Source organism: Paenisporosarcina sp. OV554 (assembly GCF_003058165.1).
Classification (GTDB): Bacteria; Bacillota; Bacilli; order Bacillales_A; family Planococcaceae; genus Paenisporosarcina.
Genome location: NZ_QBUC01000044.1, coordinates 1 through 8,784, shown reverse-complemented (window position 1 = coordinate 8,784; position 8,784 = coordinate 1). Strand labels below are relative to the sequence as shown.

Below are 8,784 nucleotides of genomic sequence, written 5' to 3'. Positions count from 1 at the left end.
GGTAGTGGCTCTCTTTATGACCGAAGTGGCTCAAAAATCTGTCTCAAGTGGCTCAAAAACTTGGCACGAGTGGCTCATTTTGATGACTGTATTCAGAATTTAATAAAAGTATTAAAGAAGGAGGGGGAATTTGAAAACTTCTGGTGTGATTAAAGTGTTTTTACAAGTGGTAGTTTTAGTTTTTCTAACGGTCATATTAATAACTCGAAAATTCAATCTGCTACCTTACGCATTCGGACTGTTAATAATATTCTTTACACTTTTAGGTTTCGAAGAAATTAAACTTAAAAAGAATTTAGCAAATGGGTTAACTATACTTAGTGCTGTTGTTATTATGATTATTTTTTTAGGTTTTAGTTACTCATAATGGGCTATTTTGAAACGAGCAATCGCTTCTAGTGCAATCGGGGTGAGTGTCTACATTAATCAGAGAAGCTCTTTCATTAACGAGTGATCTAGTTAAAGATGATCCTTGGGCTACTTAGGTAGCTCTTTTTTCTTATTGAACTAACGGGGCAGGTTAGTTGAACAAGTTATAAATTGAATAGTTTAAAGTTATAGAGCATTTCTTTGTAATGAGAAATGCTTTTTGAAATTTTTTAAAAAATGAAGGATATTTCTATAACAATAACAATATAATAAAAGACAACAATATTTTATTGTGAAACGATAAAATATGTGTTAATGTCGAATTTACAATAAATAAGTGAGGTGCTTTTTATGAAACGGGGAACAACACTCTTTTTAAAGATAGCTGTTATTCTTATTGGAATTCCAGTTCTTGCTTTGTGCATATTTTTGGTGCCTGAGATAGGGAATTTTGCAGCAGAATTGTATCCAGATATTGCTTATATGAAATATCTCGTTTTAATCGATTTGTATGCAGCGGCGATACCTTTTTACTTTGCTCTGTATCAAGCTTTTAAACTTTTAAGCTATATCGACAAGAATAAAGCTTTCTCTGATTTATCGGTAAAGGCTTTAAAGACCATCAAATACTGTGCAATTACAATCAGTATCTTGTTTGCAGCAGGCATGCCACTCTTTTATCTAATTGGGGATAAAGACGATGCCCCTGGTGTCATAGTACTCGGATTGGTCATTATTTTTGCTTCTATGGTGATTGCAGTCTTCGCTGCTGTTCTTCAAAGGCTTTTACAAGAAGCTATCGATATAAAATCAGAAAATGACTTAATAGTCTGAGGTGAATGACATGGCAATTATAATCAATATTGATGTGATGTTGGCTAAAAGGAAAATGAGTGTTACAGAACTTTCTGAGAGGGTTGGAATAACGATGGCTAATCTTTCTATATTGAAAAACGGAAAGGCAAAAGCGATTCGATTATCAACTTTAGAAGCTATTTGTAAGGCTTTGGATTGTCAGCCTGGGGATATTTTAGAATACAAAAGTGACAGAGACACTCTGGGATAATAAGATTAGAAAACAAATTTATTAACTAACGGGTGCTTTAGTTGAAGATCATCTGACTGCATAAGCAACTCATTTTCTTATTGAACTAACGGGGCAGGTTAGTTCGATAAGGTAATGGCGGTTGTTTTGGAGAAATGTAGCTATCATTCTTATTAAATCATGAAGGTATAGAAAACACCTTAAAAAGATGTGCGCAATTAAACTAACGGGTGCATTACTGGAACTATGGTAATATGCCTTTTCTTCTTCAAGTAACAGGACTGTTTAGTTGAACAAGGGATTAGTCGGTCGAACAGAGAATATTCCTATAGTAAGGGGGAACTTAAATGGTAATTTCATTTTGTATATAGGCTGGTTCATAATTTCAGTATTGTGCATTGTGTTTTATCTAAATCTAGTTACTATTATGAAAAAAGTGAAAAATGAAGAAAATACATCTAAAAATACTATTTGGCTTACAATATCATTTCTTTTCATTATGTGGAGTATAGCTATATTAGCTTCTACCGCTAAGCAACTGTTTAACAAAGAGGAGCTTAGAAAAGCTCTTTTTTCATATGCTAAAGGGGCTGTTTAGTTTAAGAAGAAAATGGTGAATTAGTGAAGTAATGTTAATGGGGAAAACCTTATTAATGGGAATCCCGGGTTGTGGAGGAGGAATAGCTTATGAAAAAAAACAGTATTATTTTCTTTGAAAGAAATTTTCCAAGTGCAAACATGATTCTTATTAATGATCAGCTCCCGATCCTTATTGATTCTGGTTTTGGGAGTGATGCGAAAGATACAGAGCAATTAATTAAAGAAGTAGGTGTTTCACCAGAAGAATTACATCTTATTGTGAACACGCACTATCATAGTGACCATGTAGGAGGCAATTTTTATCTTCAAAAAAAGTATGGTGTTTCGATTGCTGCTCATAAATGGGATGCCGATTTAATTAATTCTTGTGACCCTGAAGCCTGTAGTGCAGAGTGGTTAGATCAGCCTGTAGAACCTTATCGAGTCGATACAAAGCTCTCAGATAAAGATGAGATTAATACAGGAAGTAGAATCTTGAAAGTCTTGCACACACCAGGACATACGTTAGGGCATATTTCTTTATATGAACCTGAAGAAGAGATATTAATTTGCGGGGATCTCTTTCACAAAAATGATATCGGATGGTTAAATATCTTTCGAGAGGGTGTCACATCTATCCAACGATCTATAGAAAGTTTGGATCGGTTGTCCATGCTCCGGATTCAACAGGCATATTCAGGACATGGACCTCAAATGGATAATCCTCTGGCTGCCATTGATGCAGCAAGAGAAAGGTTTGAAAAGTGGCTCAAGATGCCAGAAAAAATTTCATGGCATGCCTGCAAGAGGATTTTTTCATTCACATTAATCATTAAAAACGGATTGGCAAAAGAAGAAATCGATAACTACCTATTAAAGTGTGGTTGGTTCCAAGATTTTGCACGCCACTCTTTCCAACTTCAGCCAGAAGAATTTATCCAAATCCTACTCGATGAAATGATTCGTTCCGGAGCAGCAAGCTGGCACAATAATCATTTAATAGCCACCACCCCATATCAAGCACCACAAAAGAAATGGATGAATAAGAACATAAAGCCAAAAGATTGGAAACCTCAGGATTTTCTTACATAACTAAAAGAAGGGGGGAGCGAACGGAAAACGGTTGAACCCAACCTGATAGCAAAAGGAGGTGAAGGGAAAGGAGTATCAGAAGAATGAGGAGGGTCTCTTAAATGAGGCTCTCCTTTTTGGGAAATTGGATTGGATGATTGAATATGGGGTCATAATTCACCAAATCGATTAATAAAACCGTCTTTTATTCTGTGATACAGAATGAAATATAACGTATCAGCACTCTGAATTTGGAGAGTTAACTTTACAAAAGCTTTAAGTAATCCTGCAATAATATACTATATTTCATTTGATTTTAAGATGTATAGTTACATGAGAATACCTTAAAAGGAGTTTTCCTCATGAATATTACATCTTTTTTAATATACTGTTTTGTTGTTACTTTTACACCAGGACCTACCAATATCGTCATATTATCTACAGTTCATAATCATGGGACAAAAAAGGCAATGGAATATACGTATGGAGCAACTATTGCTTTTTGTTTATTGCTTGCTGCTTCAGCTATGTTGAATACAATGCTTATAACGGTAATCCCAAAAATTTTGATCGTTATGCAGATAATCGGTAGCATTTATATGCTCTATCTCGCTTATCAAATCTACAAAATGGATACATCAAAACCAACGGTAAAACAAACTGGTACATTTATGTCAGGCTTCCTCATGCAGTTTTTAAATCCAAAGGTGGTACTATTTACAATGACTGTAATTCCCAGCTTTGTTATGCCCCACTATACTGCAATGTCTGCGGTAACAATAAGTGTTATAGCTATCACTCTTATTGGATTTTTAGCATTTATTACATGGGTTCTTTTTGGTGCAATCTTCAAGCAATCTTTACAGAAGCATGAAAAGGCTGTAGATGTGATGCATTATTTTTGGTTTATGCTGCAATAATGATATGGATGTAGCTAAGCTAATTAATAAGAAGGAGGGAATATGATGAAACAAACTACAGATTTTTTGAAAATGAAGCAAAGCAATTAAAAGATTGTCATGTTAACAGCCTATGACTATCCTTCTGCAAAACTTGCAGAACAAGGGTGACGTTATTTTGAAGGAAGAGGAACTGAAAGGACTTTATGGAGGTAAGAAATGAAGGTAATTACAACTATATCGGAAGCGTTTATATGTTCTATCTCGCTTGTCAATTTTACAAAATGGATAGACCAAAAACAACTGTAGACCAATCGGCTACTTTTATGTGAGGCTTCCTTATGCAGTTGTTTAAATCCGAAGGGTGAATTAAATGGACAAATTTATCTATAAAAAATCTGCAGGCATCACTGCGTTATCAGCTAGTATTACTGATTTTACATATAAAAAGCACTCTCATAAGGAGTATGCAATAGGGGTAACATTGCGGGGTATCCAACATTACAACTTGGATGGTAGTTTACAATTATCATACCAAAATGGTGTTATGCTTTTTAATCCTGAACAGGTACATGACGGAATGGCACATGATGAGACAGGCCTTGATTATGTTATGTTATACATAGAACCACAATTGCTTTTAGAGGCTATTGAGAAAAAGGACATAGTACGTTTTTCAACACCCATTGTGTATGATGGTAGAATTGAACAAAATATATTAAATCTTTCTAGGGCAATATTAAGCGGAAAAGATGAGGCTTTGTGCAGTGAATTACTCTTATCGCTTACAGATAGCCTCATTCAAACTGATCTTTCTACCGACTATAAGAAAGATGACACTCTAGTTAGAAAAGCAAAGGATATGCTTCATACCAACTTGGATAATGTACTTAAACTCGACGAGATATGTAAAGAGCTTAATGTATCGAAGTTTCAGTTTATCAGGTCATTCAAGGCTCATACTGGAATTCCACCATACCAATATTTTCTTAACTGCAAGATAGAACGTGCAAAGCACTTAATAGAAAAAAACGGAGATATTTATTCAGCAGTAACTGAATGTGGTTTTGTCGATTTAACCCATTTAAATAAACACTTTAAAAGCGTCTATGGAACAACGGCATTTGAATATTTGTCACATCTAAATTGAGAGTTTAATTTAAAATAAAGGAGGAAATAACGTTGTCTTTAAAAGTAGGCGATATTATTACATTTGAACGGACTTTCACACTAGAAGATGTTGAATTGTTTACTAAGGTTTCAGGTGATGAAGGCACTCACCATACTACTGCTGATGATCAGGGGAGACTTGTCATACAAGGGTTGTTGACAGCTACATTACCGACAAAAGTTGGTGGAGATAACAATGTACTGGCTCGTACTATGAATTTTGAGTTTTTGAGACCAGTTTTTACAGGAGATAAAATCATATGTGAAGTAACAATCGAGAAGTATGAAAAGCCAGATAATAATAGAATATCTATTGTAGCATCTTTCCTATGTACAAATCAGAATGAGAAACAAGTATTGAGTGGAAATTTTGCGGGAGTAATATTATAAATATTATTCTTCAACTAACGGGGTGCTTCAGTTGAAAATCAGTGAGCTGCTAGGGTAGCTCCAGGTTAGTTCAATAAGAGAATGAATGTGTAATGTTGCTTTTGACACAAACTGTGCAACAAAATAAATGAAAAAACGAACACCAAAGGATGTTCGTTAAGAAGTTAAATCTTTGTTGGTGTATTGCCCATTGCAATAGAGATTCTATTCCAACTGTTGATCTGATTAATAATAAGAACTAAATCAACATATTGTTTTTCATCATAATGTTCTCGGACACGCTTGTATAAGTCATCAGGAACTCTTTTAGTAGGGATTAGAGTAATATGCTCAGATAGTTCGAGAGCAACTTTCTCTTCATTTGTATAAAAAGTACATTCATTCCAAGCATTTATACAATAAATTCGTTGTTCGGTTTCACCCATCTTACGAGCATCGGATGTATGCATATCTATACAGAAGGCACAACCGTTAATTTGAGAGGCTCTAATTTTGATTAACTCTCTAGTAGTTCTATTAATTGTAGTCTGCTTAGTGTACTTCTCCATATCCATCATAATTTTGATACCATCAGGTGCAATATCATTGTAGGGAACTCTTTGACTCATAAGGCAAGACTCCTTTGATTTTAAGATACTAAGATTATACCTTTATACGAAAATTAGCACTAATGTTTTGTTTGTATGACATTCAAAATCAAGAGGAACTTCAGGTGTAAAGTTTAATTAGTTGCGTCGCAGTTCGATGATAATATGCAAAAGTAGATGCTTATTCAGCTAACGGGTGCTTTACTTCAATAAGAGTAATGCATTTCTTGTTCAACTAACGAGGCAGGTTAGTTCAATTAGCGTATTGTCTTCGGAATGTACAACAAAGTTATGAAATTTTAGAATAAGGATATAACAATTATTTAACTTAAGGGTAGGTGTGGCGTTTTATATGACAACTTTAAAAAATTTAAGGATATGCAACAAAGGACACAAATACTATAAAAGTAGTGATTGTCAAAGCTGCCCAACATGTGAGCAAGAAAGTAAACCCGACAGTGGGTTTCTATCAAAGCTTTCAGCACCAGCAAGAAGAGCATTGATACACAATGGAATAACTACTTTGCAACAACTATCAAAGTTTAGTGAAAAAGAAATTTTGAAAATTCATGGTATAGGACCAGCTTCTTTACCTACTTTTAGAGCTTCTTTAGAGGAGAATGGGTTATCATTTAAAAAATAAACACTAATTGATATTGATATTGTCCTTCCAAAAATAAAGCATTATTCTTCTTCAACTAACGGGGCAGGTTAGTTCAAAGAAATCATTCAGTTTTTTACATTATATGTTAAAGCTGTTTTCTAAAACTCAAGTTAGGAAGGAGAAGGATAGTGGTTCAACTATGGCGAGCGTTTGGTGAGATGGTTCCTTTGTTTTTAATAATAGTACTAGTTGCGATGATTACAATTTATTTGGTGTGTCGGAAAAGAAATGTCGATACAAAAATTGTAATTGTTAATATTCTGTTCGTACTTAGCTTCATTGCAATTTTATTAGTAACGGTTTTTCCGCAAAGTTATTATGGTGCGGAAATGCCCAGAATAGTGAACTATGTCCAATATTTTGTTTCATTCCGTTGATATAATTGTCCCTATTAGTAATTTGGGATTTAACATTTTGTTGTTTGTACCTTTTGGATTCTTTCTATCATTCATTAACTCCTCGAATAAAAAATCAGTGTTCAAAATAATGCTAATGGGATTATTTTTATCTTTGTTTATTGAGGTTGTTCAATATGTAGTTCCTATGGGGCGTTCAATAGACGTGGATGATTTAATTTTAAATACTGCGGGGTCATATTTAGGGTACGAAATTTGGAAAATTATTAATAAGTTTTTCAATATGTTTACTTTGAAAGAAACAAAACTAAAACATCAGCAATAAAGTGATTCTTATTAAACTAACGGGACAGTTTAGTTGAACAAGAAATGATATAATGACTCCCAATAAAAACATCGTAAGCATATCAAACTTCCCATCTTTTGAAGTTCCAAATCCATTTATCACATATGATGTATCGTATCCACGTATTTTAATTGGTCCGGAGATTCAGATACTTATGATGAGATTTATAATGACCTAGAGGATATGTCAATGCTTGTTTATCAAGAACTCACACAGAAGAATGAATATATGTATGCGGTAGATTGGCAGCATCCAGGTTATTGGATAACCCCCCGTTTGGAGTTTCCAAAAAGTGAGTTTAATGAATGGACAGTACCTATTTTTCCAAACGGGGATTATTGGGACACCCTTGGGAAGAGACCATCACTATTTTTGGAAAAGAATTGATAAAAGGTTTTGAAAAACATCAACCGATAATGTTTCAAAAGATATTACGTCAGGGATAGTTTAAAACCTTGTTCAACTAACGGGTGCTTTAGTTGAATAACCGGCTGCCTTTTACAAGGCAGTCTTTTTTTTATGATCCTAGTTGGATACTTCCCAATTGTAGTGTTATGTCAAACTGTCGTGCATGGGATATACAATCAGTATAATTATGCCTAGAATGTGATTTAGAAAGTGGTGGAGAGATGATAAGAATTGCTTTTTTAATAGGTATCTTATTGGTTGGGGGATGTTCTTTTAATGAAACGGAATATACTAATGATATATATCTTATTCCAGAAGGGTATGAGGGCTCTATTATAATTTTTTACGGAATTCCGGGTGAACCAGTCTTAGAGCAACAAGGAGACTTTTCAGTTATTCCTGTAAAAAAAGAATTTTTAGAATCTATGGCATTAAGTGAGTACCCTTATTATGGTGTTTCATTAACTTCTACCCCCTATGAAAATGAAGGTGAAATTACTAATGATAAGTTCTTCTACGTCGATTCAAATGGTGAAAGGACGTCAATTCAAGAAGAGTGTATTCATCAAAGAGGTACTGGTGGTTTTACGAATAACGATGAAACGTCAGTTGTGTACTATGATTTCCAAGTTACAATGAGTGAATGCGGCCAAAAATTTTGGTTTGATGGCAAGGATAGCTACTTTGATCAATTAAAGGAAGTAAAAGATTACTGGTTTAATGAATTATATTGACAAATTTCATAAATTTTTTACTGTGTTTGAATTCGAGAAAATCATGTTTTGAAAAACCGGCTACCTACAGGGAGGCCACTGAAAAAGTCTATATTGTTTAAATTAAGCGAGCCTTTCTTCGATTTTTATCGAGGAAGGGCTCGCTTTTTTTGTTGTATAATAAGTG

Annotated in this window: 12 protein-coding genes and 2 pseudogenes; 13 read left to right on the top strand and 1 reads right to left on the bottom strand. The window is 34.2% G+C overall.

The window, feature by feature from the left end; translation table 11 throughout:
* Positions 1 to 130: 130 nt before the first annotated feature.
* From C8K15_RS19385 to C8K15_RS19340, 8 genes and pseudogenes are all read left to right on the top strand, one after another.
* Entirely contained in the window at positions 131 to 367 is a 237-nt protein-coding gene (locus C8K15_RS19385) for a hypothetical protein (RefSeq protein ID WP_108588031.1), read from the top strand.
* A 353-nt stretch (positions 368 to 720) separates the two neighbouring features.
* Entirely contained in the window at positions 721 to 1,203 is a 483-nt protein-coding gene (locus tag C8K15_RS19380; RefSeq protein WP_108588030.1) for a DUF2975 domain-containing protein, read from the top strand.
* 10 nt (positions 1,204 to 1,213) lie between these two features.
* Positions 1,214 to 1,435, top strand: coding sequence for a helix-turn-helix domain-containing protein (locus C8K15_RS19375; RefSeq protein ID WP_108588029.1), 222 nt, complete (start codon positions 1,214 to 1,216; stop codon positions 1,433 to 1,435).
* Positions 1,436 to 1,841: 406 nt separating this feature from the next.
* Positions 1,842 to 2,012 (top strand): hypothetical protein, encoded by a 171-nt coding sequence (locus tag C8K15_RS20475; protein ID WP_158268365.1) that lies wholly within the window; start codon positions 1,842 to 1,844, stop codon positions 2,010 to 2,012.
* Between the two features lie 89 nt (positions 2,013 to 2,101).
* Positions 2,102 to 3,085, top strand: coding sequence for an MBL fold metallo-hydrolase (locus C8K15_RS19365; RefSeq protein WP_108588027.1), 984 nt, complete (start codon positions 2,102 to 2,104; stop codon positions 3,083 to 3,085).
* 341 nt (positions 3,086 to 3,426) lie between these two features.
* Positions 3,427 to 3,998, top strand: a pseudogene (locus tag C8K15_RS19360) (LysE family translocator).
* Between the two features lie 338 nt (positions 3,999 to 4,336).
* Positions 4,337 to 5,113 carry an AraC family transcriptional regulator gene (locus C8K15_RS19345; RefSeq protein ID WP_108588026.1) on the top strand — a complete coding sequence of 259 codons (777 nt, stop codon included), beginning with the start codon at positions 4,337 to 4,339 and terminating at the stop codon, positions 5,111 to 5,113.
* Between the two features lie 32 nt (positions 5,114 to 5,145).
* Positions 5,146 to 5,523 (top strand): hotdog family protein, encoded by a 378-nt coding sequence (locus tag C8K15_RS19340; RefSeq protein WP_108588025.1) that lies wholly within the window; start codon positions 5,146 to 5,148, stop codon positions 5,521 to 5,523.
* A gap of 164 nt (positions 5,524 to 5,687) precedes the next feature.
* Here the strand turns inward: C8K15_RS19340 and C8K15_RS19335 are convergent, their stop codons facing one another.
* Entirely contained in the window at positions 5,688 to 6,131 is a 444-nt protein-coding gene (locus C8K15_RS19335; RefSeq protein WP_108588024.1) for a carboxymuconolactone decarboxylase family protein, read from the bottom strand.
* Between the two features lie 331 nt (positions 6,132 to 6,462).
* On the opposite strand from C8K15_RS19335, the gene C8K15_RS19330 reads away from it, so the two are divergent.
* The 5 genes and pseudogenes from C8K15_RS19330 to C8K15_RS19310 all read left to right on the top strand — a co-directional run bounded on the left by C8K15_RS19330 (position 6,463) and on the right by C8K15_RS19310 (position 8,618).
* Complete coding sequence (locus tag C8K15_RS19330; RefSeq protein ID WP_108588023.1) at positions 6,463 to 6,753, top strand: RNA polymerase alpha subunit C-terminal domain-containing protein; 291 nt, start codon at positions 6,463 to 6,465, stop codon at positions 6,751 to 6,753.
* A 149-nt stretch (positions 6,754 to 6,902) separates the two neighbouring features.
* Positions 6,903 to 7,151, top strand: a complete 249-nt coding sequence (locus C8K15_RS20470; RefSeq protein ID WP_108588022.1) for a hypothetical protein — start codon at positions 6,903 to 6,905, stop codon at positions 7,149 to 7,151.
* Complete coding sequence (locus C8K15_RS21475) at positions 7,123 to 7,455, top strand: VanZ family protein (protein ID WP_108588021.1); 333 nt, start codon at positions 7,123 to 7,125, stop codon at positions 7,453 to 7,455. Before C8K15_RS20470 ends, C8K15_RS21475 begins: the two co-directional genes overlap by 29 nt.
* 76 nt (positions 7,456 to 7,531) lie before the next feature.
* Positions 7,532 to 7,922: pseudogene (locus tag C8K15_RS19315) on the top strand (DUF2716 domain-containing protein); the annotation flags it as partial.
* 183 nt (positions 7,923 to 8,105) lie between these two features.
* Complete coding sequence (locus C8K15_RS19310) at positions 8,106 to 8,618, top strand: DUF6843 domain-containing protein (RefSeq protein ID WP_108588020.1); 513 nt, start codon at positions 8,106 to 8,108, stop codon at positions 8,616 to 8,618.
* The last annotated feature ends 166 nt before the right edge of the window (positions 8,619 to 8,784 follow it).